This window comes from Arthrobacter sp. CDRTa11, from assembly GCF_026427775.1.
GTDB lineage: Bacteria > Actinomycetota > Actinomycetes > Actinomycetales > Micrococcaceae > Arthrobacter.
In genome coordinates, this window is the sequence record NZ_CP044532.1 from 2,431,373 (window position 1) to 2,453,307 (window position 21,935).

Here is a 21,935-nt window from a genome sequence, read left to right on the forward strand (position 1 = left end):
CGCAAGCAAAACCTGTAGGTTTTCCTATACGATATGAGATAGCATGATTTACATCACAGAGACGTGACCGAGAGGGGGCGTCCAAACCCAGGAAGGACCTGAAATGGCCATCAGCGACAAGACCGAGAACGACTCCGAGACTGCATCTGCAACTTCGAGCAACGAACATCCTGGCCGCCGGGGGCTGATCGCCGGCGCAGCGGCTGGCGCGGCAGTCTTTGGACTTACCCGGCTCATCCCGGGAGCCGACGGGGGAGCGGGGGCCACCGGCGCAGGCTCGCCCACCGACAAGGAACCCTTGGTTGACAAGTGGCGGCGGACCAAAGAGGCAAACCTGGGCTGGGAATTCTCTACTCCGCTGATGCAGTTCCGCAACTCCGCCGGTGAACCGGACGGTTTCAGTGTGGAGATGGTCAAGATGATGATGGCGGATCTGGATAAAGACATAAAGATCAACTTCACGGAAATGCCCTTCGCGCAGCTTGTACCCGCGCTGGTGTCGGGCAAGGTTGAAATGCTCGAACCCGTCACGAATCTGCCCGCCCGGGCCAATGAGGGCCTGTTCGCTGACATCCCCGCGAACTACGCACCGATCTACGCGCTGCGTAAGCCCGGGAGCACTATCGAAACGGATGAGGCTCTGAACGATCCCGCCGTGAAGATCGCCGTGATCCAGGGATCCTCCCAGGCATCAATTGGCGCCCAGCGCTATCCGAAGGCCACGTTCGTTGCTCTGGCTGACGCGACGGTGGCGATCGCAGAGGTCGCGTCGGGACGGGCTGACATCACACTGGCATCGATCTTCAATGTCATGAATGGGCTCCGAAACAACCCGGGCCTGACCGTCCTGCCGGGCGAGCCCCTTTATGTGGACGTTAACACTTTCCTGTTGCCTCATGGTGACTACAAGTCACACATCTGGATTTCGAACTGGCTGCGGCATCATGCCGGACGCGGAACGATCGCTGCGCTTTGGAACAAATGGGTTGGCGACGCGCTTCGGAGTGAGTTCAAGCTCCCGGTCGTGACCGTCGGCCCAGGCGGCGGCCTCATACAGGTCTAACCCCACGCTGGCCGCCCAATACCCACCTAGGAAACGATGCCTGATATGAATTGGGGCGCAGTCCTCAGCCGGTATGACCTCTTCCTTGCGGGAGCCGCGGTGGACATCTACATCGCGCTGGCAAGCTTCGCCCTCACGGTCGTCATTGGGCTTTGCTTGGCCTCGATGTCTCGCGGAAACGGGTTTTCCCGGACCGTTTCGTACATTCTTGTCCAGATCATTCGCGGAGCGCCGCTGTACGTCCTGCTGCTGTGGGTCTACTTCGGCGTGTCTCAGGTCATCGGAATCAACATCCCACCCATAGCCGCCGTGATCATCGCCCTCGGCATAGCAACCTCCGGGGTAACCGCCGAGGTCTTCCGGTCCTCGTTCCTTGCCCTCGACAAGGGACAGGCGCTGGCAGCAAAGTCCTTTGGCATGACACGGTGGCAGGCCTACACATCCGTACTCTTCCCCCAGGCGATCCGCATCGCTTTGCCCCAGTTGGGAAACGTTTTCGTGATGCAGCTCAAAGGGGCCACTTACGCTGCCGTAATCGGTGTCGCCGAGGCCGTCTTCGTGGCCCAGGAAATCTCCACGAGCCTGTTCCTGCCGTTCGAAGCCTATGGAGCACTGGCAATAGTTCTGGTCCTGATGGCTTTCGCAGCCTCCTTCGCCTTCAACCTCGCTGAAAGGAGGCTAAAGATCAAATGATCGACTGGTTCGAGAAGCTATGGTCCACCTGGGGTCCCGTCCTGGGCTCTACGGGTGCAATTTCTGAGGGCATTTACATCACTCTCGCAGTGTCTTTCGCATCCTTCGGCCTTGCTTGTGTCGGTGGCCTGGTTTTGACTCTGATGCGTTTGAGCGGGCTGAAGTGGCTCGAAAGGACGGCATTCACTCTGACACAAGTCTTCAGATCGCTGTCCGCCTATGTCTACGTCCTCTTCATCTACTTCGCACTGCCTGCCATCATAGGCGTCCCCATTCCACCGATCGTCGCAGGTATCATCGGCCTCACTATCCTCAATAGCGCTTACATCGCCGAAATCCTCCGATCAGCGCTTTCCAGCGTCGGAAGCGGGCAGCGGGAGGCTGCGGCCGTCCTGGGAATGTCCACTGGCCGCACCTATACGGACATCATCCTGCCGCAGGGAATCCGCGTGGCCATCCCGTCTTTGGTGAGCCAGCTGACCATCATCCTGAAGGATTCTTCCATCATTGGCGTCATTGGTGTCGCCGACATCATGTACAGGGCCAGCCACACGGCGGCGTTGACCTTCCAGTACTTCGAGTACTACACGCTTGTCGGACTCATGTATGTGGTGGTCGTGTTCATCCTGACCACCTTCAGCTCCTGGGTCGAGAGAAAGCTGCGCATTCCATGATGCCGCGCTCTCACGTGCCCGAGCCCGCTGACCCCTGTCCTCCAAAGCGCGCTGGGATAGCCAGCCCCCTCGATCCTGTTGGCCTCCTAAACGACACCTACCAAATCGAAAGGTTCTCATGCGTTTTCAAGGAAAGGTAGTCCTGATAACCGGAGCTGCCGGCGGTCTGGGTGAAGCGTCCACCCGAAAGTTCGCCGCGGAAGGCGCCCAACTGATCCTCACGGACCTGGACCACGAGAAGGTAGAAACCCTGGCTGCCAAATGCAGAGCCGAATTCGGTACATCTGTGGTGGCACTGGGCGGCGACATTGGCGAAGAGACCGTCGTAAACGATGTAGTGGCTGCCGGCCTAGCGAAGTTCGGCAGGATCGACATCCTGTTCAACAACGCCGGAATCAATCCGACAGGAAACGTTGTTGAAACGAGCCTTGATGTCTGGGACAGGACGATGAGCATCAATCTTCGTTCAGCGTTCATGATGACGTCCCGGGTTGTACCCGGAATGGTCAGCGCCGGCGGTGGCGTGATCGTAAACACCGCGTCCATTGCCTCCTTCAAAGCGTCGACCAACGAAGCCGCCTACAGCGTTTCCAAAGCCGCGCTGCTGCAACTCACCAAAGTGACCGCCCGTGACTTCGCCGATGCAAACATCAGGGCCAACGCAGTTTGTGCCGGCATTCTCGAAAATTTCATGGCCGATCGGAAAGCGATCTCATCGGACGAGATGATCGAAAAACGCCGGAACCGAGTGCGGGAAATTGTCCCCTTCAAGCGAGAAGGACGCTATGAGGAGATCGCCAACGTTGTGGCGTTCCTGGCCAGCGACGACGCCTCCTACATCACAGGAGCAGCGCTGACAGCCGATGGCGGACTCACCGTATGAAAGGGGCCAAAGGCCATGACAGATCCGCTAGTTAAGAATGAGGATGAACTCATGACTAATGAGGACATCGACGCCGTCGAGTTCACGCCCATACCCATGCCGGAACCGGATGGGCAGCCCGAAGCGACCGAGGCGCGGACGCCCATTATTTCCCTAAGGAACGTCAGGAAAACCTACAACGCAGGGACGCCCAAAGAAGTCACCGTCCTCAAAGGCATCAGTCTGGACATTTATCCCGGTGAAGTAGTGGTGTTGGTAGGTCCCAGTGGCTGCGGGAAGAGCACCCTACTGCGGTCCATGAACCTCATCGCGCCCCCCGACAGCGGAAAGATAACGTTCAAGGGCAGCACGTGGTCCAACAGCCAGATTGATTTCTTCGATTTCAAGGCCCGGCGGGCAGAAATGCGGGCCATCGCCGCATGGCGCATGTCCATGGGCATGGTATTTCAGAGCTTTAATCTGTTCCCGCACAGGACGGTCCTGCAGAATGCCATGATCGGTCCACTTCGGGCGAAGAACACAGACCGGGCTGAGGCCGAAAAACTCGCACTGGCCGGGCTCCGCAAAGTCGGAATGGAGGAAAAGAAGGACTTTTTCCCCAGCAGCCTCTCCGGCGGGCAGAAGCAAAGGGTGGCGATCGCGCGAGCCCTTGCAATGCAGCCGGAGGTCATGCTCTTTGACGAAGCCACGTCCGCCCTGGACCCGGAACTGCGGGTCGACATTCTTGAGGAAATGAAGCAGCTCGCCTCCGAGGGAATGACCATGGTGGTCGTAACCCACGAACTGGCGTTCGCGAGGGAAGTAGGCAGCCGGGTCATTTTCATGGAGAACGGCCAAATCGCAGAGGACGGACCTGCCAAGGAAACCATCGATAACGCAACCCATCCACGCTTCATCGAGTTCCTCCGTGCGCTTCACCACTGACAACTAGAGCGCATCTGCCCCGATGAACGGATTACACGCCTTGGTACAGGGCGTGCCGCAAGCAGCACCCCGTTACGCAAATAAAGGAAGAGCAAATGATCAGTGTTAAGGGCGTATCGAAGTCCTATGGGGACGTTGAGGTCCTGACCGGTTGTTCCCTCCAGGTGGAGAAAGGGGAGGTCGTCGTAATCTGCGGCCCCTCAGGTTCGGGCAAGAGCACCTTCATCAAAACCCTCAACGGATTGGAACCAATTAACTCCGGATCCATCGACATCGCGGGTTTCACGCTGCAGCCGAGGAAGAAGGTTCCCCGGAAGCTCCACTTCAACGTCGGCATGGTCTTCCAGCACTTCGAGCTGTTTCCGCACCTCACAGCACTGCAGAACGTGGCTCTGCCGCAGCTCAAAGTACTCCGTCGGAGCAAAAAGGAAGCGATGGAGCGCTCAGCACACCTGCTGGCCCGCGTAGGCCTGGAGGCGCACGCAGACAAGTACCCGCAGAGCCTGTCCGGCGGGCAACAGCAGCGTGTTGCAATAGCCCGCACCTTGGCCATGGACCCAAAAATCATGCTCTTCGACGAGCCAACCTCGGCGCTTGATCCAGAGATGGTCAACGAAGTGCTCGCTGTCATGACCGGTCTGGCAAAGGAGGGTATGACGATGCTCTGCGTTACCCACGAAATGGGGTTTGCCAAACGAGCGGCCGACCGGGTGGTTTTTATGGACCACGGCAGAATCCTTGAAGATCTTCCCGTCGAAGATTTCTTCACCAACTCAACCACGCAGCGTGCTCGCGACTTTCTCTCCAAAATCCTGGTGCTCTAGGGAGCACGCGCTGGAACACATTTCATTGGTAAAGATCTCCTATAGGATTTCCAATAGTATTATCACCAACTACGAAGGATCATCACCATGAGCAGGCCTACATATGACCTGGCGGTGGTTGGCTCTGGCGGAGCCGCCCTCGTTGCAGCCTGCGCGGCGGCTGACCGCGGTCTTTCGGTGATCGTGCTGGAATCAACAGATTTCCTTGGCGGGACCACCGCCTTGTCGGGTGGCCAGATGTGGATTCCCTGCTCGCCGGCAATGATCCGTGCAGGGTTCCATGATTCTGTGGACGCGGCAATGGCGTACCTGCAGCGGGTGACCCTCGGGGTATCCCCATCGGCCAATCTGCGGTCTTTCCTGGAAAATGCACCCAATTTCATCACCTACCTCGAAGAAGAGCTCAACATACCCGTCGTTAATATTGACCGTCCCGACTACCACCCAGAATGGGCGGGCGCAGCGATGGGCCGCACTGTTGAACCCCTCCCCGTTCCCGCTCAGGATCTCGGCGCCTGGAGGGAACGAACACGTACCTCTCCTACCAGGCGGCCCGTCACCGGGCCCGAGACCCGCACTGCGCTAGACAACGTTCTCGTGGCGGAGCGGCAAGCGTCCGACGTGCGGACCCAGGGATCCGGACTCGTTGCGGGACTCGTCAGCGCGGCCTTGCGCCGCGGCGTTGAACTGCGGATCCGCGCCCGAGTAACGTCCGTCAGCCGGTCGATTGGACAATTCGTGCTCGGCATTGAGGATGGAGACGTCGGAGCCCAAAACGTTGTCCTCGCATCAGGCGGTTTCGCCCGCAACTCCGATCTCCGCAAGGACTTCCTTCCGCCCGTGGAGATTGTTCCGACGGCTGCTCCCGGGTCGCTGGGAGACAGTATCCGGCTGGGCACGGCGTTGGGAGGCAGGCTGCGCGGAATGAGCGAAGCCTGGTGGACTGCCGCCGCATCTATCGAGGGCGAGACTATCGATGGCGTAGCCCTTCACAGGAATGTGGTTCGGGAGCTCGCCTACCCAGGCTCGATTCTGGTGAACGCGGCCGGCGTCCGCTTCGTGAATGAGGCGAGCTCCTACAACGATCTGGGTAAGTCGTTCTACACGTTTGACGCCGCGGGCCATCGGTTCCCCAACCAACCCGCATGGCTCATTTTCGATGCCAACTTCAGGAGCACCCGATCCGTAGCAGGCATCGGGCCCTCGGCACCGGCGCCGAAGGAATTCATCGAGGCGGACGATCTCTCATCCCTTGCCAGGAAGTGCGGCATCGACGCCGCGGCCCTGCACCTGACCGTGGCAGAGAACAACAACTCAGCCCACACCGGAGCGGACAGAAGGTTCAGCCGCGGCGCAAACGCGCACGACCGGTTCAACGGGGAAGAAGCGCATCAACCCAACCCGTGCCTTGGCCCCATCACTGAACCGCCGTTCGTTGCCGTGCCCATCACCCTGGGCGCAAATGGCACCAAGGGGGGTCTGGTCACCGACGAATTTTCCCGTGTACTTGACCACCGCGGCGAACCCATCCAGGGCCTCTTCGCAGTGGGCGAATCCGCAGCCGCCCTCATGGGCCCAGGCTATGCCGGATCCGGTGCCTCTCTCGGTCCGGCGCTGACATCCGCATTCACCCTTGCAGTCAAGCTTTCGCCCCCCGACCCGGAGTCCATGGGCTCCCATACAGGCATGGTGACGAGGACGGAAAGGGCAGGACAATGAACAGCACCGCAGACACGGCATTCGGACGCCCGAGCGTAAATGAAGTCGTAGTACTTGGCTCTGCCGGTGGCCCGACACCCAAGCCCGGCCGGCGCCCGGTGTCGCATGCCGTCATCATCGATGATGAGGTGACGCTCATCGACTGTGGAAACGGCACGGTCAACCACTTTGTCACCGCAGGGCTGGATCTGGGCCAGCTCAGACGGATTCTCATAACGCACCATCACATCGACCATGTGGCTGACGTCGCCATGTTGCTGCACTTGGCGTGGTCTCAGCTGGACAGGGTTATCCAGGTCATCGGCCCACCGCCCTTGGCAAGACTTTTCGAGCTCCACTACGAGGCTTTCGAATTCGACATCCGCTCCCGCATGGATGACGAAGGACGGAAGCACCTGAGGGAGTTTGTCGAGGTCATCGAAATCGAGGCGGATGCGACCATTCAACTTGGCAAAGCGGTGATAACCGCGGTGTTGGTTGATCATCAACCGGTGCCTTATGCCTTCGGCTACAGGATCGACCAATCGGGCCTGAGTGTGTGCTTCTCAGGGGACACCCGGCCCTCCAATTTCCTGGCCAGGCTCGCTCAGGACGCGGACTTGCTCGTCCACGAAACCACGTATCTGGCCAACGCTGCCGACTACCTCAGCCCAGCAAGGGCAGCCCGCGTACTACCCCGCATGAACTCAGTCCACAGCGACCCAACGGGCGCCGCCCGGATCGCGGCATCTGCCAAGGCGAAAGCCCTTCTCCTCTGCCCTGTTGGCACCTTCGGACCGGCGTCCGACGAGGAAATACTGGCCGAAGCCGGCGTCGAGTTTCCCGGAAAGACCTGGGTTGGCAGCGACTTCCTGCGAGTCCCACTTCCCATCAAAGGAGAGATCTAAGTTATGACCACGTACAACACCGGCGGCGAAGCCGTCGTCAACAGCCTTAAGGCGAACGGCCTAACCACCATTTTCGGATTGCCTGGCGTACAGAACGACTGGCTCTACAACGCCTTTTATGACGCGGGAGAGGACATTCGCGTGATCCACACCCGTCATGAGCAGGGTGCCGCATACATGGCTCTGGGCCACACCTTGGCCACGGGCAAGCCAAGCGTCTGCAATGTTGTGCCAGGGCCAGGCGTTCTGAACGCCGGGGCGGCGCTTGCCACTGCGTACGGATTGAATGCAAAGATGCTGTTCCTTACCGGTCAGGTCCCGCAGAAGATGATTGGCCGGGAAATGGGAACGCTGCATGAGGTCCCGGACCAGCCTGGGCTCCTTCGTTCCCTCACAAAGCACTACGACAGGGTCACCCATCCAGCAGAAGCGGGAACCAAAATTGCGGCTGCCATCGGCGCCCTGAACACCGGACGGCCCCGTCCGGCTGCGATTGAGGTGCCGATGGACGTGCTGGAGCATCGTGCTCCGGTCCCGGACCGGTTCCCTGTCGCTGACGGTCCCCAAGACGTCATCGATGAGGAAGGAATAGAAAAAGCCCTCTCCATCCTGGGCAACGCCAAGAATCCCATGATCTTCGTCGCCAACGGGGCACAGGATGTCTCAGCCGAAGTCACACGGCTTGCTGAAATTCTTCAGGCACCCGTGGTCGGCTACCGCACAGGACGCGGCATCGTCGACAGCCGGCATCCCCTCAGCTGCTTTCTGCCCGAGGCCAAGCCCCTGTGGGCCGAGACCGACGTTCTCATCACTCTGGGAGGCAGCGCACGCTCGGCTCTCCAGGGCTGGGGGAGAGGCGCGCGCAAGGTGATCCGAATCGACGTCGACCAGACTGTCCACGGCCGCTATGGCCAGCCCGATGCGGCAATCACGGGGCGCCTCGAATCACACCTCCCGGTCCTCATCGAAGGACTGGAGAAGAGAGGCATCCAGAATGCCGACATCACCGAGCAAATGACACTGGTGCATAAGGAGTGGCGGGAACGCAGCGCCGTACTGGACCAGCAGACCGCCTTTCTCACTGTCATTCGCGAGGCGCTTGGCATCGATGGCATCTTCGTCGATGAACTCACCCAGGTCGGCTTTGCCAGCCGCATCCTGCTGCCGGTCTACAAGCCCCGGACTTTCATCTCCACCGGCTATATGGGCACGCTCGGCTATGGCTTCCCCACTGCCCTGGGAGCCAAGGTCGCAAAACCAGACACGCGCGTGCTTTCGGTGACAGGCGACGGTGGTTTCATGTTCGCCGCAACGGAGTTGGCAACTGCAGTTCAGCACAATATCGGGTTGGTCACGGTTCTTTTTAACAATTCCCAGTACGGCAACGTCCAGCAGATGCAGCGGGACCTCTACGGTGGAAAGGTGATAGCCACCGACCTGGTTAACCCGAACTTCGAGCAGTTCGTCACGTCATTCGGAGCCTCCTACGGACGTGCCACATCGCCGCAGGAACTGGCCCCGGTACTCGAGAACGCCTTCAGGTCCGGCAAACCCACCGTGGTGGAGGTTGTAGTCGGCGACATGATCAGCGTGGACCAGTTCCGGTGACGGGAAAACCCGTGACAGACAAACCGAAGAGTCCTCCGGCTCCGTACCTTCAGGAACTGTGGAGCAGAATCGCAGGGCTTCGCTGTATCGTCGTCGTCGGACTGCCCGGTACAGGGAAGAGCCTCCTCGTCCGTGAGATCGCGGCGGCAGCCGACGCAGACGGACGCCACAGCACCGTCATGCAATGGGACGTCTCGCGAGAATCCTGGGACAGTCACCCTTCGGCGGCGGCTACATATCCTGAAATTGATGGCGTCACCCATGAGGGCATCCGAACGGCGATGGGCACTTGGGTCCGGGAAGCCGTCGGAGATTGGTATTCCCAGCACGTCGACAGGGATGATTTGCTCATCGTTGAAGCCCCGCACATCGGCGGTAGGTTCTCAGAACTCGCCCACGTCGTTGACGACGTGGCCGAATCAGGCCTGCGGGGGCCGGGCACGCTATTCGTTCTCGTGGCCCCTACCAAGGAGCTTCAGCTGAGGCTGAAAAACCAGCGAGCCGCAGACATGGAGAGCCAGGGGGAGGGCTCGTACGAAAGTAACAACGCCTCGCCGGATCTCTTGGATGAGCTCACGAACTCATTGCGTGGACCAGCCCAGGAACTCGGGATAGTGAGCACCTCCTCCACCGGATACGATCCGGAGCTCTATGCAGAACTGATGCAACATGTTCTGCGGCACAGGAACGTTCTCGTGTTGCGCCCGGACCAGCTCATGGAGGTTACTGGATCCGTCTACTCATTGGGAGACCAGTCCAACAGGCTCTGGGCAACGGAAGAACAGGTTCAGCGGTCCTTGGACGTTGTTGAATCCATGTCCCAAAAGGAACTGGTCCAACATACGAGCGACTGGTTCCGCTCGTAGGCGTTGGCCGCCGGAAGGAGGCCCTTCCCCGGACATGCAGCCTGTGGAGGAGTAGACACGTCGAGCTTTGGCAGCTAGCCAACGAAAAGGCGGGCCGGCCCCTTAGGAGCCGCTCCGCTCTTTCGGGGATTGGAATCCGGTTAGGCTGCGCTGCGATTGCTCAGTTTCTCCTGGACACGGCGCACCAGGACCAGCGTGTGCTCGCGGCTTATCTCTTCGAGATTTGTGTCGGCTTCGCCGTTCTCGATGGCGTCGATGATCCGTGTATGGAAGCCGATGGTTTCCTTACCGGCAGATAGTCCCAAGGTCTGAATGATGATGCCGCGTTCGCGGGCGAACACCAAGCTGCTGACTGTGTCCGTCCACTGGGAGAGCCGCTGAAGTTCCCGGATCAGGAGAACATTGGGGCAGCGACTATGAATCATCTCGTGAAACTGCCGGTTCAGCGTTGTCCATGCCTCAAAATCGAACTCCTCCAAGGCGCCCAACAGCTTACCGTTGGTCTCGCGGAGGGCTGAGATCTCCTCACCGGACAGCAGGGGGGCTGCGGCGCGGGTGGCGTACGCCTCCAGGACGGCTTTCATCTCCATGAGATTGAACCAATGTGTCTTATCAAGCTGAACGATGGAAGGTCCCGAGTTTGTCCCGTATTCAACCAGTCCCTCGGCTTCCAGCCGACGAAGTGCCTCCCTGATGGGGGCCTGGCTGACGCCGATGTCCTTGACGAGGTTGTCGATGATCAGACGCTGTCCGGCCGCATACTGAGAGCCCACAATGCGTGTCCGCAATATTTCATGGGCAAAGTCGACCTTAGACTGGACAGCTGTCATGTTTCCCTCTCGGAGCAACTTTGTGGACGAAATCAAGGCTCATGGTCTGCCCGTTTCCGCATCAGCAACCAACAGCCTACAAAGCGTATAGCTAATCCTATGCGATCTCCTTCATTTTCGAAGAGCTTCCATAGGAATGCCTTTACGCACCGCTGGTCAGACCTTTCGTCACGACTCTGTCCAAAGCTGCAATCGTAGCGTTCACCTGTTCCGGGGTTCCTACGGTGATCCGAACGCTTGAAGGATCACCCATGGCGTTTCCGGGGCGTACGATAATGCCCTCCGCCTCAAGTGCTTTGGTGAACGCCTTCGCGTCACCTACTCGGACGTAGACGAAATTCGCGTGTGAGACTAATGGCTCAAATCCGAGGTTGCGGAGGCCTTCGGTTAGTTCGTTGCGGCCATGCTCATTTAATCCCACACGGCGTTCGAGTTCTTCGTGCTCTCGCAGGCTTGCCAATGCCGCAGCCTGGGCGACGCTGGACACTTCGTAGTTGCTCTGCACCTTTTGGACAGCCCCGATAATTTCGGGGGACCCCACCAGGTACGCGACGCGCAGACCCGCCAGGCCGTAGGCCTTGGAGAAGGTCCGCAGCGTGACCAAGTTACGACGCTTGAAGTCCCTTTCGGCGATTGTGTCCGAGTACTCCGGAGACTTGGCGTACTCAAAGTAGGCCTCGTCCACGACAATCGTCACGTGCTCCGGGACGGCCGCAATAAAGCTGAGCAGCTCTTCCCTGCTGACAATGCCGCCCGTGGGATTGTTCGGGTTGCAAACATAGACAATGCGCGTTGCCTCGCTGATAAGACCCAGCATAGAACCCAGATCGTAACTTCCGTCTTGGCGGACAGGTGTACTGAGCGTTGTGGCACCCTGCTTTCGGGCGTCCAAGGCATATGCATGGAAAGTGGGTGTGGAAACAACGATGTTTGTGCCCTCATCCAGGAGCGCTATTGAGAGATGGTGGATCAGTCCGATCCCGCCGGCGCCAACGGCAACCTCTGCAATATCGACCCCAAGCATGTCAGCGAGTTCTCCACGAAGAGTGCGGAAACCTGACTCGGGATACAAGTTGGCCCGGCCTACCTGTTCCAGTGCAGCCTTGGCAGCCGAAGGAAATGGACCATACGGCCCTTCGTTCGCAGCAAGGCCCAGCAATTCGAGAACTGCACCCTCGCCCGCTGCGTCACGGACGCTCCTGCCCGCGCTGTAGGGCGGGAGCTCCTCGATCGCTGCCCGAATCTTCGGGCCCGAACCGGTTTCTGAAATAGCGGTTTGCATATTTACCCATCCCTAAATCTCCTATAGACTTTCCTATACGATTCTATACACGCTGAGGAAAAAGGACAATGGCTGAAATCGCAGAGTTGAGCCGCATCTTCGCCGGAGGGCGCTGGACTCCCGCCACCGGAACAGACATTTTGCATGTGTACAACCCGGCGGACGGCAGCCGCATCGGCCAGGTCACGGCTGCAAGTGTCCATGATGTGAACCACGCCAGCCTTGCCGCCTCGGAGGCATTCGCGGGCTGGCGTGATACCGCGGTGAGCGAAAGGGCGGCCGTCGTGGCCCGTATCGCCGACGGCCTCGCTGCCCGGTCAGAAGAACTTGCCGAGGGAATCACGCTGGAAGTGGGCACCCCCCGACACGGATGTGTCCGAATGCAGGTCACTCCTGCCGTCGAAACGTTCAAAAGCGCGGCAAGGCTCGGACCTGAAGTCCTCGTCGATGAACAACTGGACGCTACATGGATCCGCAAGGTGCCGGTCGGCGTGGTCGCGTGCATCACGCCGTGGAACTACCCGCTCTATCAGATAGCCTCAAAGGTCGCCGCTGCACTTATGGCCGGCTGCACCATAGTCCTAAAACCAAGCGAAGTGGCACCAACCAACGCAGCTATCCTCGCCGACGTCGCCTCAGCAGCGGGTCTGCCGCCAGGAGTTTTCAACGTGGTCTTCGGGAACGGACCCACCACAGGAGAGGCTCTCATAAGCCACCCGGCAATTGACTTCGTCTCCTTTACAGGATCCACCCGCGCCGGTGCCAGAATCGCCGCCATAGCAGGCCAGCACATCAAACAGGTTTCTCTGGAACTGGGCGGAAAGTCAGCAAGCCTGGTACTCCCTGGCGTCGACGTTCAGCTGGCAGTAAGCAAAACCCTTGAAAAGAGCTTTCAAAACTCGGGTCAGACCTGTGCCGCTCTGACCCGACTCCTCGTTCCATCAGAGGCCCTCGCACAGGTGTCCGCGTCACTCAAAACTCAGGTTGCTTCCTTCCCTGTTGGCGATCCCTCGAAAGCCAGCACGGTGCTTGGCCCTGTCGCAACCGCTGACCAGAGGGACAAAGTGCTTAGCCTGACGGCCGCTGCCCGCGAATCCGGCGCTGAACTCCTTGCTTCCGGTCCAGTCTGGGGCGACCCCGCAGGCTTCTATGTTCCGGCTGAGGCCTACCTCACCGACGCCGACGGCGGACTCGCCCGGGAAGAAGTGTTTGGACCGGTCCTGGCCGTAGTGCCATACAGCGACATCGACGAAGCGGTGGCCATGGCAAACAATTCCCCTTACGGACTCAGCGGTGCGGTATGGGGACCCGACTCCGCTGAGGCGGGCAAGGTCGCTGCACGAATCCGTACCGGGAGCGTATCCATCAACGGCGCGGCCACACATCCCGATGCGCCCTTCGGGGGGTTTCGGATGTCCGGTTTTGGCAGGGAACGGGGTGCCCATGGCATCGAAGAATTCCTCACTACCCAGTCACTCCACTTCTAACATCCCCAGGCAGACCAAACAATTGAGGAGAATCCAGTGACGAACAACCGAACGAAATCGGGCGGTTACGTGTCAACTCGCTACGAGGTCGGGTGTGAAGAAGATTGCCAGTTCTGCAGCGGCCCCGAAACAGACTGAGACGATAGCAGTGCGTTTGCACAGCGAAGCTGCTTTGGCTTTCTAGTCATTCAATAATTGTGGGGGAGCGGGAATGACTAACAGGCGTGGACTCGACCTCTGACACCTGAATGCTTGACGACAGATGCTGGCGGGTGCCTGGCGCTGAGGTGCTGACGCGCCCGGTAACCTGACAACTCGGCCCTGAAGTTTCGCCGCAGACTTTATTCGCCGCAGACTTTATACGTCAGTGTTCTTCTTCTCTGAGTCGGTCATCTTGTGTATGGATCACTATCCAATCTGTAGCAAGGATGGCCCGAGGCAGTCCCGAAACGTACAACGTGGTCAACGGTGACGTGCTTGTGTGGCAAGACGTGTGGCCTGACCTGGCAGGGCATTTCGGAGTGGACGTCGATGAGCCGCTCAGCCGGTCGTTGGCGGCCGAGATGCCGGGGGAGACGGGGGTCTGGAACGAGATTGTGCGGGACAGCGGGCTAAGGCCCCTGACCATGCACGAAGTCATTGGCGGGGCTTGGCAGTTTGCTGATCATGCCTTTGCCCATGGCCAGCCGAATCCTCCGGACAGGATTGTGACGAGCCCCATCAAGGCGCGCCTGGCGGGTTTCCAAGATTGCTACGACACCGAGGACTCAATCATCTATTGGTTGAAGCGGCTTCAGGAGAAACGCATCATTCCCCGATGATTAGCTAGGGGTAAAGGACTAATTCGCTGATAGTCCCGTGGGGAACCTCGTGGGAGAGCTCTACAGTGAAAGTCTTGTCGTCATGGCGGGTGACCAGCACGCCGTGCCCGGGGGCGTTGTGGGCTTCTCGGATCGCACCCTCTACGGCTTGGTCGAGTTCGTCTTCGAGTTCGTTACGGTGGCTGATCCTGACCTCTACGGCGTAGGGGGTCCTTTGGTTAATCATGGTGCTCCTTCCCCTGGCTCTGATGTAGCTCAGGGCGCGTTCCGGTGGATGGTGTTGCTGAGTGGCACTAAGGGGTTAGGACGAGCTTGCGGGGCGCACCCTGCTGCTGAAGCTCCCACGCCCTTTGGCAGTCGGCCAGCGGAAGGGTCATCGTGTCGACGGCCAAAGCTCCGGTGGCCGCGAGGCCTGTCAGCTGCAGGTAGGCCTCGCGCCGGACCTGCGCCGGCGGATCCATGTGGGCGAACCCGAGGAGCTCCAGGCGGGCTGCGCGGACGATGCCGGCAGGCAGTTCAAGGGTTGCGCCTGCGGACTGGCCGATCTGGACGTGGCGGGCGCCCCGGGCAGCTACGTGCATAGCGGCAAGGGCTGGTTCTCCCCATACCGGGTCAATAATGACGTCGAATCCGCTGTCACCGACCGTGTTGCGGAAGGCGGCCACGAGGTCGGTGTCCGGGCTAATGGTCACGGTGGCATCGGCGCCCCGTTTCCGGGACAGGGCGAGGCGGCCCGGGTCACGGTCGGCAGCGACCACCGTTGCCGCGCCGAGGGATTTGGCGAGTTGGACGGCGATGGAACCCAGTGCACCGGTTGCGCCGAGCACCAGCACGTTCTGGCCCGGCTGGAGCCCGGCCCGCCAGGTGAGGGCCAGCCAGGCGGCAAGTCCGGTGTTGCCGAGCGCGGCCGCGGTAACGTCGTCCACGTCGTCCGCGAGGTCCAGCAGGTCCTCCTCGGCCACAACGGTGCGTTCGGCCCAGGAACCGTGCGGCGAAACCGGTGAGGTGAAGAAGACGCGACGTCCGGCGGAGGTCCTGCCCACGCCGTCGGCGCCTATCACGTACGGCATGGTGCCGGGATCTCCGTATGCACCCGAGGCCTTGGCCAGATCGAGATGATGTACCCCGGCCGCGGCAACCTCGATGACTGCAAGGCCGCTGTGAGGCTCCGGCTCATGGAAATCGTCGTACGTGGGGACTGTTCCGGTCTGGGTCAGAACGGCTGCCTTCATGGTCTGCTCCTTAGAATCTGGTGGGGTGTCAGGCTGGCTGGTCGGTGTCGGCGGGAATGATCTGCACGCTGATGGATCCAAGGCCGCTGATCCGTCCCTCAAGCTGGTCTCCGGGGTGCATCCAGGTTCCGGTGCTGAGGCCAACACCGGCGGGAGTTCCCGTGAGCACAACGTCGCCAGGTTCGAGGGTCACATGCTCGCTGATCAGGGAGACCAGCTCGGGAACAGACCAGATCAGGTCCGACGTGTTGGCATTTTGCCGCAGCTCTCCGTTGAGCCAGAACTGCAGCTGGAGGTTGGTGTCGTCGATGAAGCGGGCCGGCACAATGCCCGGACCAAGCGGACAGCTGTCGTCGAAGACCTTGCCGCCGAAGAGGTCGAATTTGACCAGGTGCTTGGGGTGGCGCTGCCAGTCACGGGCCGACAGGTCCAGGGCGATGGTGTAGCCTGCGATGTGCTCACGGGCCCGCTCCACCGGGATGTGCCGGCCGCGCCGGCCGATGACAAACGCCAGTTCGAGTTCGTAGTCGAACTTTTCCGTCTGGCTGGGGTACCTTACCGCTTTGCCTTGGCCGACGAGCGTGGTGCTGGGCGGTTTAAGGAAGAAGACCGGAATGTTGTCTTCCTTCGAAAAGCCGGCATGACCGCCGTCGTTGACCACGTGGTCGTAATAGTTGGCGCCGGCGCAGATGACCTTGTTCGGGTACTGCAGCGGCGTGAGCCAGTCTTCGGGCCGGGCTGGCTCAGGCACGTGACCTGCCCCGCTGCCGGTGAGGGTTTCGACGGCAGCGAGGAGCCGAGGCTCGGAGGTCTCCCAGTTGGCGAAGACGGTCATGAGCCCGCCCGCCGGATTGGCGTCGAGAACCTCCGGTGCGACGTCGGCGAGTCTGTACAGGGGACCGTCAGGGAGCCGGAGCACAGGAGTGGGCACTCCGTCGATCCGAACGGTGGACAGGGAAAAGGTCACCTGGTCTGCTCCTTCATGGGTGTCGCGCCGGCCGCTGGAGCGCCTGCCATCTGCATCCATTCCTTGAGGACCGTGTCGAGGGCCGGTGCCGGTCGGGCCAGCAGGTCCCTCGCGGCGTTGCGGACCTGGCCGCGTTGCTCGGGTGTCAGATACTCCACCGGCGAGGCTCCGTCCACCCGGGCCAGGGCGAGCAGCGGCAGCAGGGCCGCGGCGCGCGCCGTCAGGTCCGGGGCAGGCTCCCAGTCAATATGGCGGGCATATCCGTCCAGCAGCATGCGGGCGGAGCTGTGCAGCTGCGCCGTATGGTCCGGCAGGATGATCGCCTTGAGCAGCAGGTGGTTCAGGCAGAATGCGACGTCGAACGCCGGGTCACCGAACCAGCCGCACTCGGCATCGAGCAGCACCGGACCGTCCGGACCCAGGAGGATGTTCTTGGGACTGACGTCGCCGTGAACCACCGCCAAGTGAGTGCCGGCGGTTCTCTCGGCGATGACATCGATCCGGTCCGCCAGGTCCGGGTTGGCACGTGCAGTGACCCGGAAGTACGGCTCGATGCGCAGGGCGTCGAAGTTGCTGTCGGTGCCGAACTTGCCCGGGAGCGAAAGATCCTTGGTGCTTGCTGAGTGCAGCCTGCCGAGGAGGTCGCCGACGGCGTGCGCGGCAGCGGGGTCAACCTGTCCGGTGAGGAGGCTGTCCTTCCACACCGGGTAGTCCTCGGCGGGGAGGAACTGCATGGCGAACAATCCGGCCTGCCCATCGTAGGCGAGGACCTGTGGGACCTGTGTGGGAGCGACGGTCCCGGCAAACTGCAGCCAATCGTATTCCACGCGGTTGCGGGACAGGGGAGCGAGCCATTCGTGAGCCACCTTCAGCCGGGCCAATGCTCCCTTGACGCACAGCGTCCGGCCCGGCAGCGACACTTGCCAGAGGTCCGAGCTCACGCCGCCGGTCAAGGGACTCAGTATCGCCTCTTCACCCGGCTCCATCAGCCCGTGACGGAGCAGGAACTCCTGCACCCGCTCCTGGGGTCCGGCGACGTTCACCGGCCACCGTCCGCGGTCAAGGCCAGGGCCGGCAGGTTCCTGAAGTCCAGCGTGGGGTCCTCGGCGATGCGCACCAGCTGGTTGTACTTGGCGAGCCGCTCAGAGTTCCTGACGGACCCGATCTTGATCTGCCCGGCGGCGCTGCCCACAGCCAGATCTGCCAGGAAGTCATCTTCGGTCTCACCGGAGCGCGCCGATACCACCGGGGCGTAACCAGCGGCGCGCGCCTCGGCCACCACGTCAAGGGTGCCGGTCAGCGTGCCGTTCTGGTTCACTTTGACCAGGACGCCGTTGGCAACACCCTGGGAGATGCCTCTGGCCAGCCGTTCGCTGTTGGTGGTGAACAGGTCGTCGCCAATCAGCCTGATCCTGTGACCTAGGCGTTTGGTCAGGGTCTGCCAGCCGTCCCAGTCGTCTTCGCCGAGCGGATCTTCAATTGAGACGATAGCGAAGCGGTCAACCCATGAGGACACCATGTCAATCATTTCGGCTGTGCTGAGGTGCCGTTCCTGCCGTCGCAGGTGGTAGTCACCTGCCTCACTGTCGTACAGGGATGCGGCAGCGACGTCGATGGCGATGGCTATGTCTGTGCCGGGCCGCAGTCCGGCGGCCAGAATGGACTCGGTGATGAGCTCGAGAGCCTCCTCGCCCGTTCGGCAGCCAGGGCTCAGTCCGCCCTCGTCCGCCAACAGCGTGGGCAGTCCCCGTTTGGCAGAAAGGGCAGCCGCAGCCGCACGGACACGTGATGTGAGCTGGATGGCTTCGAGTGCGGACGTTGCCGCGACTGGTACCGCGAGGAAATCCTGGACGTCCATGCCGCGGCCTGCGTGGAGGCCGCCGGAAAGGATGTTGACCATCGGCATCGGAAGCACGGGCTCGTCGACGCCTGCGAGCTGGGCGATCCTGCGGTACAGCGGCAGTCCGCTGGCCACAGCGGAGGCGCGGCAGACCGCCAGTGAGGTTCCCAGCACCGCGTTTGCGCCGAGCCGCGACAGTGTGGAGGTTCCGTCCAGGTTCCGCAGCGTTTCGTCGATGGCCCGCTGGTTGTCGACATCGTGGCCGCGGAGCGCCGCGGCGATCTCACCGTTCACATGCTCGACGGCGGAGGTGACGCCGAGGCCGTCGAACACCGATGCGTCTCCATCGCGCAGTTCGTGGGCCTCGTGCGTACCGGTGGAGGCTCCGGAGGGAACCGATGCCCGGGCGCTGACGCCGTTTTCGAGGGTGATGTCCACCTCGACGGTGGGGCGGCCGCGGGAATCGAAGATCTGGCGGCCGTGGACGGTGCGGATGATGCTCACAATGACACTCCTGTGGCGAGGACGGAAGGGGTGTTACAGGGATAGTTTGCGGGTTCGCCGCGCAGGACGCGGACCACTTCCTCGGCAGCGCTGCGCCGCAGGTCGATCACCGAAGCGTCGGAGGCGAAAGCGATGTGTGGTGTAACGATCACGCCAGGGTGGGCCAGCAGCCCGGCGGGAACCGTGGGCTCCTCCTCCAGGACATCCAGTCCTGCTCCGCCGAGCTTGCCTGACTGCAGGGCGGCCAGCAGTGCTGCGGTGTCTACCAGTCCGCCGCGGCTGACATTGATCAGGAAGGCATCCTGCGGTAGCAGGGCCAGTTCGCGGGCCCCGATCAGGTGATGTGTCTGCGGGACCAGGGGAGCGTGCAGGACCACGATGTCGCTTGCGGCCAGGAGGCCGTCCAATGCCATTACCTCACTACCGCCGGTGTCGGCCGGGGGGTGCGGATCGCTGATCACCACGCGGGCTCCGAGCGCCTTGAGCTTGGCTGCAGTGGCTCTGCCGATGCGGCCGTATCCCACAACGCCGCAGGTCAGGTTGGAAAGGCGGCGAAGCCGGGCACCGGCGGGGTTCCATCGTCCGGCTCGTACCTCGCGGTCCGCGGCCACCAGGCCGCGCGTCCAGGCAAGGGCCAGCCCGACGGCGTGGTCGGAGACCTCCTCGACGCAGTAGTCCGGCACATTGGTTACCTGCACGCCGCGATCCGTGGCAGCGGGCACGGCAATGTTGTCCAGGCCAACGCCCATCCGGGCAACAACCCGCAAGGGGGCCGAGGAAGCGATTGCTTCGGCGGACACTGTTGCCCAGCAGGTGAGGATGGCGGAAGGCTGGTGTTCGGCGATCAGGGCGTCAATGGCCTCAACCGGTGCGGGGTCGGCCGGGCCGGCGACAAGACGGAAGCCGGCGTCTTCGATGATGCCGCGTTCGATACTGTCGTCGGGCCACGCCCGGTCTGTCAGCAGGACTGTTTGCTGCAGCGTCATGAGTCTGCTCTCCTTAGGTGGTGGTTAGGCCTGAAGCGGCCAGGTTTGAGTGGGATGGGCTGGGAAAAGATCTGGGACCAACGAACCGGGTGTTTTGCTCGCCGAGCCCGGTTACTGAAGCCCTCACGGTGTCCCCGGGACGCAGGAAACGGCCGTGGTGGATGCCGAACCCGGCGGGGGAGCCGGTGCAGAGCAGGTCTCCGGGGCGAAGGCGGGTGTGTTGGGACAGGTAGGACAGCTGTTCGGGAATGGTGAACACCATGTCGTCGGCCGTGTCGTCCTGCATGGGCGAGCCGTTGAGCGAAAGCTGAAGCCGCAGGGCGGACGGGTCCGGGACCTGCCAGGCGGGCACGAACCAGGGTCCGAGTGGCAGGGATCCCCGCATGCCCTTGCATTGCAGCCAGTCCGAGGCCAGCGCAGGCAGGTCCGGCCGGACGATGCGGGAGCGGATGGTCAGGTCGTTGACCACGCAGTAGCCGGCGATCACTGCCTCAGCCTCCGGCACAGTCAAGCGGGAGCCTGAACCTCCGATGACGGCACCGATTTCCACCTCCCAGTCCAGGGTGTCCACCTCCGCTTCCAGGGCCAGCTCGCCAACAGCGGGGCCCACCCTGTCGTTGCTGGTCAGGCAAACATAGGGGCTGCCGTCCCGGCGCCGCTGGTTGAGCGCCTGGGTGGTGGCGGCCGCCAACTTCGCGGCGTCGGCGGGGCCGCCGGCATCCACTGCGGCCTCGATGACCTGCCGGCGGTAGTTGCCGATGGTGCAGAACACCTGCGTGGGCTGGAAGGGAGCCTCCAGCCGCAGCGAAGCCACTGGAACACCCTCTTCGCTGATGGTCGCCGACGTCTGCGGGAGCTCGAGGAGCTGCCGAAGCTCCGCGTGAACGGCTCCCCAATGCCCGATCAAATCGGTGACTGAGGTAAACCTCGCGCAAGGCCAGCGCCCGGCCCAGGTTTGCAGGGGAAGCGCCCGGCCGCTGTGCATCAGCCAGATGGCCGGGGTTTCCTCGGGGAGGCCTGCCTGGGCAAGGACGATTCCAGCTGGAGCGAGGGCGTCGTCGAGGTTGTCTTCTTCAAGCATAATGCTAACGATAGCACAAACCTTTGGAAATACCAGACGCTTAGCCGACTAAATGGGCCAGCGGAAGGGAAGTGCTGGATGTCGCTTGCATCCCTTGACGCCGCGTATCAAAGCACGAGATAGTGCTAACGATTGCACAAGAGGAAGAGGATTTTTCGTGACTGTACGCAGAGTGGTGACCGGCATGGACGAATCTGGAAAGTCGGTATTCGTCTCCGACGGACCCGTGCCCAATAGCCATGCCTTCGAGAGTATGCCGGGGCAGGCTCAGGTCCGGGTCTGGTTTACGCCGGACCTGCCGTCCGGAACCATCCCCGAAACGGAGCCCACTGACAACCATGGGCCCGTGGTGCCGGGCCCCGGCGGGGCAAGCTTCGTGATTGTGAGTTACGCACCGGAATCCGTAATGATGAGCCCGGGATTCGATCCGGACGCCGCAGGGCAGGAGATGGCCTCCTACGCTCCTGATCTCGCCGAGGTGTTCGAGCCGGACGGGATGCACCGCACGCGCAGTGTCGACTATGGAGTGGTGCTGGAAGGGGAGCTGTGGCTGGAGCTCGACGACGGCGCGCAGGTGCTGCTGACGCAGGGTGACACCGTTGTGCAGCTCGCCGCACGCCATGCCTGGCGGAACAAGACACAGGCGCCGGCAACGGTGGCGTTTGTGCTCACCGGCGCCGGCGCCTCAGTGGTGTCCTGAGTGGTGTCCGGGTGTATCCCGGACACCACGGGCCGGCCGTCCCCAGAGGGACGGCCGGCCGCAA

The 21,935-nt window shown here is 61.6% G+C and carries 22 protein-coding genes; 13 read left to right on the plus strand and 9 right to left on the minus strand.

Features of this window, described 5'->3' with window-relative positions:
- The first annotated feature begins 103 nt into the window (after window positions 1-103).
- The 10 genes from F8G81_RS10880 to F8G81_RS10925 all read left to right on the plus strand — a co-directional run bounded on the left by F8G81_RS10880 (window position 104) and on the right by F8G81_RS10925 (window position 10,141).
- Window positions 104-1,063 carry a substrate-binding periplasmic protein gene (locus F8G81_RS10880; RefSeq protein WP_267278979.1) on the plus strand — a complete coding sequence of 320 codons (960 nt, stop codon included), beginning with the start codon at window positions 104-106 and terminating at the stop codon, window positions 1,061-1,063.
- A gap of 36 nt (window positions 1,064-1,099) precedes the next feature.
- Window positions 1,100-1,756 (plus strand): amino acid ABC transporter permease, encoded by a 657-nt coding sequence (locus tag F8G81_RS10885; RefSeq protein WP_267278980.1) that lies wholly within the window; start codon window positions 1,100-1,102, stop codon window positions 1,754-1,756.
- Window positions 1,753-2,430 (plus strand): amino acid ABC transporter permease, encoded by a 678-nt coding sequence (locus tag F8G81_RS10890; protein ID WP_267278981.1) that lies wholly within the window; start codon window positions 1,753-1,755, stop codon window positions 2,428-2,430. The genes F8G81_RS10885 and F8G81_RS10890 overlap by 4 nt, the downstream gene beginning before the upstream one ends.
- Before the next feature lie 118 nt (window positions 2,431-2,548).
- Entirely contained in the window at window positions 2,549-3,313 is a 765-nt protein-coding gene (locus F8G81_RS10895; RefSeq protein WP_267278982.1) for an SDR family NAD(P)-dependent oxidoreductase, read from the plus strand.
- 51 nt (window positions 3,314-3,364) lie between these two features.
- Complete coding sequence (locus F8G81_RS10900; protein WP_267278983.1) at window positions 3,365-4,237, plus strand: amino acid ABC transporter ATP-binding protein; 873 nt, start codon at window positions 3,365-3,367, stop codon at window positions 4,235-4,237.
- 95 nt (window positions 4,238-4,332) lie between these two features.
- Window positions 4,333-5,061: an amino acid ABC transporter ATP-binding protein gene (locus F8G81_RS10905; protein WP_267278984.1), complete on the plus strand. Its 729-nt coding sequence runs from the start codon at window positions 4,333-4,335 to the stop codon at window positions 5,059-5,061.
- A gap of 87 nt (window positions 5,062-5,148) precedes the next feature.
- Entirely contained in the window at window positions 5,149-6,780 is a 1,632-nt protein-coding gene (locus F8G81_RS10910) for an FAD-dependent oxidoreductase (RefSeq protein WP_267278985.1), read from the plus strand.
- Window positions 6,777-7,667 (plus strand): MBL fold metallo-hydrolase, encoded by an 891-nt coding sequence (locus F8G81_RS10915; protein WP_267278986.1) that lies wholly within the window; start codon window positions 6,777-6,779, stop codon window positions 7,665-7,667. The genes F8G81_RS10910 and F8G81_RS10915 overlap by 4 nt, the downstream gene beginning before the upstream one ends.
- Before the next feature lie 3 nt (window positions 7,668-7,670).
- A complete protein-coding gene (locus tag F8G81_RS10920; protein ID WP_267278987.1) occupies window positions 7,671-9,275 on the plus strand; it encodes a thiamine pyrophosphate-dependent enzyme in 1,605 nt (534 codons plus the stop codon).
- An 11-nt stretch (window positions 9,276-9,286) separates the two neighbouring features.
- On the plus strand, window positions 9,287-10,141 hold the full coding sequence (locus tag F8G81_RS10925; RefSeq protein ID WP_267278988.1) for an ATP-binding protein: 855 nt from the start codon (window positions 9,287-9,289) through the stop codon (window positions 10,139-10,141).
- Between the two features lie 140 nt (window positions 10,142-10,281).
- Here the strand turns inward: F8G81_RS10925 and F8G81_RS10930 are convergent, their stop codons facing one another.
- Both F8G81_RS10930 and hisC read right to left on the minus strand, forming a co-directional pair.
- A complete protein-coding gene (locus F8G81_RS10930) occupies window positions 10,282-10,971 on the minus strand; it encodes a GntR family transcriptional regulator (protein ID WP_267278989.1) in 690 nt (229 codons plus the stop codon).
- Window positions 10,972-11,113: 142 nt separating this feature from the next.
- Entirely contained in the window at window positions 11,114-12,253 is a 1,140-nt protein-coding gene (gene hisC / locus F8G81_RS10935) for a histidinol-phosphate transaminase (RefSeq protein WP_267278990.1), read from the minus strand.
- 68 nt (window positions 12,254-12,321) lie between these two features.
- Here hisC and F8G81_RS10940 point away from each other — a divergent pair, with 68 nt between their 5' ends.
- Window positions 12,322-13,740 (plus strand): aldehyde dehydrogenase family protein, encoded by a 1,419-nt coding sequence (locus F8G81_RS10940; protein WP_267278991.1) that lies wholly within the window; start codon window positions 12,322-12,324, stop codon window positions 13,738-13,740.
- Between the two features lie 428 nt (window positions 13,741-14,168).
- Window positions 14,169-14,561 carry a hypothetical protein gene (locus tag F8G81_RS10945; protein WP_267278992.1) on the plus strand — a complete coding sequence of 131 codons (393 nt, stop codon included), beginning with the start codon at window positions 14,169-14,171 and terminating at the stop codon, window positions 14,559-14,561.
- A 4-nt stretch (window positions 14,562-14,565) separates the two neighbouring features.
- Here the strand turns inward: F8G81_RS10945 and F8G81_RS10950 are convergent, their stop codons facing one another.
- From F8G81_RS10950 to F8G81_RS10980, 7 genes are all read right to left on the minus strand, one after another.
- A complete protein-coding gene (locus tag F8G81_RS10950; protein ID WP_267278993.1) occupies window positions 14,566-14,787 on the minus strand; it encodes a hypothetical protein in 222 nt (73 codons plus the stop codon).
- Between the two features lie 67 nt (window positions 14,788-14,854).
- On the minus strand, window positions 14,855-15,793 hold the full coding sequence (locus tag F8G81_RS10955; RefSeq protein ID WP_267278994.1) for a quinone oxidoreductase family protein: 939 nt from the start codon (window positions 15,791-15,793) through the stop codon (window positions 14,855-14,857).
- Between the two features lie 28 nt (window positions 15,794-15,821).
- Window positions 15,822-16,760, minus strand: coding sequence for a fumarylacetoacetate hydrolase family protein (locus tag F8G81_RS10960; RefSeq protein ID WP_267278995.1), 939 nt, complete (start codon window positions 16,758-16,760; stop codon window positions 15,822-15,824).
- On the minus strand, window positions 16,757-17,803 hold the full coding sequence (locus F8G81_RS10965; protein WP_267278996.1) for a phosphotransferase family protein: 1,047 nt from the start codon (window positions 17,801-17,803) through the stop codon (window positions 16,757-16,759). The genes F8G81_RS10960 and F8G81_RS10965 overlap by 4 nt, the downstream gene beginning before the upstream one ends.
- Complete coding sequence (eno, locus tag F8G81_RS10970) at window positions 17,800-19,104, minus strand: phosphopyruvate hydratase (protein ID WP_267278997.1); 1,305 nt, start codon at window positions 19,102-19,104, stop codon at window positions 17,800-17,802. The genes F8G81_RS10965 and eno overlap by 4 nt, the downstream gene beginning before the upstream one ends.
- Window positions 19,101-20,090: a C-terminal binding protein gene (locus tag F8G81_RS10975; protein WP_267278998.1), complete on the minus strand. Its 990-nt coding sequence runs from the start codon at window positions 20,088-20,090 to the stop codon at window positions 19,101-19,103. The genes eno and F8G81_RS10975 overlap by 4 nt, the downstream gene beginning before the upstream one ends.
- A 13-nt stretch (window positions 20,091-20,103) precedes the next feature.
- Window positions 20,104-21,171, minus strand: a complete 1,068-nt coding sequence (locus F8G81_RS10980; protein ID WP_267278999.1) for a fumarylacetoacetate hydrolase family protein — start codon at window positions 21,169-21,171, stop codon at window positions 20,104-20,106.
- A 157-nt stretch (window positions 21,172-21,328) separates the two neighbouring features.
- Here F8G81_RS10980 and F8G81_RS10985 point away from each other — a divergent pair, with 157 nt between their 5' ends.
- Entirely contained in the window at window positions 21,329-21,871 is a 543-nt protein-coding gene (locus F8G81_RS10985; protein ID WP_267279000.1) for a cupin domain-containing protein, read from the plus strand.
- Window positions 21,872-21,935: the final 64 nt, after the last annotated feature.

Coding starts and splice junctions, on each gene's coding strand:
- F8G81_RS10880 (WP_267278979.1), top strand. CDS start 104: ATGGCCATCAGCGACAAGACCGAGAACGACTCCGAGACTGCATCTGCA.
- F8G81_RS10885 (WP_267278980.1), top strand. CDS start 1,100: ATGCCTGATATGAATTGGGGCGCAGTCCTCAGCCGGTATGACCTCTTC.
- F8G81_RS10890 (WP_267278981.1), top strand. CDS start 1,753: ATGATCGACTGGTTCGAGAAGCTATGGTCCACCTGGGGTCCCGTCCTG.
- F8G81_RS10895 (WP_267278982.1), top strand. CDS start 2,549: ATGCGTTTTCAAGGAAAGGTAGTCCTGATAACCGGAGCTGCCGGCGGT.
- F8G81_RS10900 (WP_267278983.1), top strand. CDS start 3,365: ATGACTAATGAGGACATCGACGCCGTCGAGTTCACGCCCATACCCATG.
- F8G81_RS10905 (WP_267278984.1), top strand. CDS start 4,333: ATGATCAGTGTTAAGGGCGTATCGAAGTCCTATGGGGACGTTGAGGTC.
- F8G81_RS10910 (WP_267278985.1), top strand. CDS start 5,149: ATGAGCAGGCCTACATATGACCTGGCGGTGGTTGGCTCTGGCGGAGCC.
- F8G81_RS10915 (WP_267278986.1), top strand. CDS start 6,777: ATGAACAGCACCGCAGACACGGCATTCGGACGCCCGAGCGTAAATGAA.
- F8G81_RS10920 (WP_267278987.1), top strand. CDS start 7,671: ATGACCACGTACAACACCGGCGGCGAAGCCGTCGTCAACAGCCTTAAG.
- F8G81_RS10930 (WP_267278989.1), bottom strand. CDS start 10,971: ATGACAGCTGTCCAGTCTAAGGTCGACTTTGCCCATGAAATATTGCGG.
- hisC (WP_267278990.1), bottom strand. CDS start 12,253: ATGCAAACCGCTATTTCAGAAACCGGTTCGGGCCCGAAGATTCGGGCA.
- F8G81_RS10940 (WP_267278991.1), top strand. CDS start 12,322: ATGGCTGAAATCGCAGAGTTGAGCCGCATCTTCGCCGGAGGGCGCTGG.
- F8G81_RS10945 (WP_267278992.1), top strand. CDS start 14,169: ATGGCCCGAGGCAGTCCCGAAACGTACAACGTGGTCAACGGTGACGTG.
- F8G81_RS10950 (WP_267278993.1), bottom strand. CDS start 14,787: ATGATTAACCAAAGGACCCCCTACGCCGTAGAGGTCAGGATCAGCCAC.
- F8G81_RS10955 (WP_267278994.1), bottom strand. CDS start 15,793: ATGAAGGCAGCCGTTCTGACCCAGACCGGAACAGTCCCCACGTACGAC.
- F8G81_RS10975 (WP_267278998.1), bottom strand. CDS start 20,090: ATGACGCTGCAGCAAACAGTCCTGCTGACAGACCGGGCGTGGCCCGAC.
- F8G81_RS10980 (WP_267278999.1), bottom strand. CDS start 21,171: ATGCTTGAAGAAGACAACCTCGACGACGCCCTCGCTCCAGCTGGAATC.